At 68.2% G+C, this 2,198-nt stretch carries 2 protein-coding genes and 1 pseudogene; 1 reads left to right on the top strand and 2 read right to left on the bottom strand.

Going from position 1 to position 2,198, the window contains the following annotated elements:
* Both KZA10_RS12980 and dapD read right to left on the bottom strand, forming a co-directional pair.
* The coding region (locus KZA10_RS12980; RefSeq protein WP_218683079.1) for a DEAD/DEAH box helicase at positions 1 to 215 on the bottom strand (215 nt) is incomplete at its 3' end.
* Positions 216 to 509: 294 nt separating this feature from the next.
* The gene (gene dapD / locus KZA10_RS12975; RefSeq protein ID WP_218683078.1) at positions 510 to 1,463 is read right to left on the bottom strand and encodes a 2,3,4,5-tetrahydropyridine-2,6-dicarboxylate N-succinyltransferase; all 954 of its coding nucleotides are present in this window, start codon (positions 1,461 to 1,463) and stop codon (positions 510 to 512) included.
* 65 nt (positions 1,464 to 1,528) lie between these two features.
* On the opposite strand from dapD, the pseudogene KZA10_RS12970 reads away from it, so the two are divergent.
* Positions 1,529 to 2,062, top strand: a pseudogene (locus KZA10_RS12970) (M20/M25/M40 family metallo-hydrolase); the annotation flags it as partial.
* Positions 2,063 to 2,198 lie beyond the last annotated feature (136 nt).

The raw sequence follows: 2,198 nt of genomic DNA, 5'->3' as shown, positions 1-2,198 counted from the left end.
CGGCGCTGTCCGCCGGAAGCGGCGAGGCGCGCGACGAGCGGCAGGGCGAAGGCGATGGTCTTGCCGCTGCCCGTGCGTCCGCGACCCAGGAGGTCGCGTCCGGCGAGGGAGTCGGGAAGGGTGTCGCGCTGGATGGCGAACGCCTCGGTCTTGCCGGAATCGGCGAGAACGGCGGCGAGCTCGGCAGGAACGCCGAGTTCAAGGAAAGTAGACATGCAGAAACTCCGTCAGCGCCCGAATGAACGGCGCGAGATAAAGGGGTGAGGTGGGCGACGGCGCAGGAATTGCGCATCGGTTCGCCGTTCGAAAGGCCAGCTGATGCTGGTGGTGGGAGCGGTTCCGCTCGCTTCGGTCCTCGGAGACCCCGTGACGACGACGATGTTACGAGACCGGCGGTACACGCAACTCCGTCAGTCTACCAGTGCGTGCATGCCGTCGGCCGCATGTCGACTTCCGCGCGGGTCGTCGGCCGCCTGCAGGAGCGGGGCAGGCGTCCCCTGGGGGCGTTCTCAGGCGTGCAGCGCCTCGTTCAGCGTCACTCCCACACCGGCGCGACGCACGGCCTCCACTGCACCGCTGAGCGAGTTCCGGCGGAAGAGCACCCCATCGTGACCGGAGAGCTCGGCCCCCTTCACGCTCTTGCGTGCGCCATCGGCGGTCACGGGCCCGTCGACGAGGACGATCTTGGTGCCGGCCGTGACATAGAGCCCGGCCTCGACGACGCAGTCGTCACCGAGCGAGATGCCGATGCCGGCGTTCGCGCCGAGCAGCGTGCGGGCTCCGATGGACACGCGATGCGTTCCGCCGCCGGAGAGGGTGCCCATGATCGACGAGCCTCCGCCGATGTCGCTGCCGTCGCCGACCACCACGCCCTGCGAGATGCGTCCTTCGACCATCGACGCGCCCAGCGTGCCGGCGTTGAAGTTGACGAATCCCTCGTGCATGACGGTCGTGCCGGGGGAGAGGTACGCGCCCAGACGCACACGGGAGGCGTCGGCGATGCGGACGCCGGAAGGCTGCACGTAGTCGGTCAGGCGGGGGAACTTGTCGAGCCCCTGCACCTGGATGCCGGCGCGCTGGAGGTGCGGGCGCAGGCGAGCGGCATCCGCGGGAAGGACGGGGCCGGCGTTGGTCCAGGCCACGTTCGGAAGGTGCCCGAAGATACCGTCCAGGTTCAGCTCGTTGGGACGCACCACCAGATGGGAGAGTGCGTGCAGACGCAGGTAGGCGTCCGCGGTCGACGCCGGGGCGGCGTCGAGGTCGATCTCCAGGTGCACGACCTCGAGCGTGACGTTCCGCCGTTCGTCGGGCCCGGCGAGGGGCTCGAGTGCGGCGATGGCGACGGTGACCTCGTCGGAGGTGGAGGCGCCTGTCCGCATCTCGGGGTACCACGCATCGAGGACGGTGCCGTCCCCGGCGATCGTGGTGAGTCCGATACCCCATACAGTGCGTGCGTCGCTCATCCCTCCACGCTATCGCCCCCGAGGGATGGCGACGTCACTCGTGACGGGGTAAGTAGTCTTGACCCATGGTGCTCGATCTGACCGTGTCCTCCGTCGACCTCACCCGTGCGATCTGCGATATCCCGAGCGTCTCCGGTGAGGAGAAGAGCTTGGCCGATGCGATCGAGGCAGCGGTGACGCCGTTGGAGCACCTCGACGTCTTCCGTCACGGGAACACGATCGTCGCCCGCACCGACCGCGGCCGGGCACAGCGCGTCGCGATCGCCGGTCACATCGACACCGTGCCGATCAACGCGAACCTGCCGACGCGCGACATCGAGATCGACGGGGTGCCCTATCTCTGGGGGCGCGGCACCGTCGACATGAAGGCGGGCACCGCCGTGCAGCTGAAGCTCGCGGCCGAACTGACCGACCCCGCGATCGACATCACGTGGATGTGGTACGACAACGAGGAGATCGAGGCTTCGAAGAACGGCCTCGGATTGCTCGCCGCCGTGCGCCCCGATCTCTTCGAGGCCGACTTCGCGATCCTGGGGGAACCGTCCAACGGTGAGGTCGAGGGCGGGTGCAACGGCACTCTCCGCGCGCTCGTACGCACGAGCGCGCGGTCTTCGGGTTGTCGACGACGTGGCGGAGGATAGTCTCGGCCGCGCTGACGCCGTTGATCTCGTCGACGTCGGTGCCGGCAAACAAGGTGTTGATCTTGTCGATGACGTCTTGCAGCAGTCCGTACTT

Source organism: Microbacterium sp. BF1 (genome assembly GCF_019279095.1).
GTDB classification, from domain to species: Bacteria; Actinomycetota; Actinomycetes; order Actinomycetales; family Microbacteriaceae; genus Microbacterium; species Microbacterium maritypicum.
The sequence above is the reverse complement of the archived record's forward strand: the minus strand, read 5'-3'. Positions and strand labels throughout refer to the sequence as shown.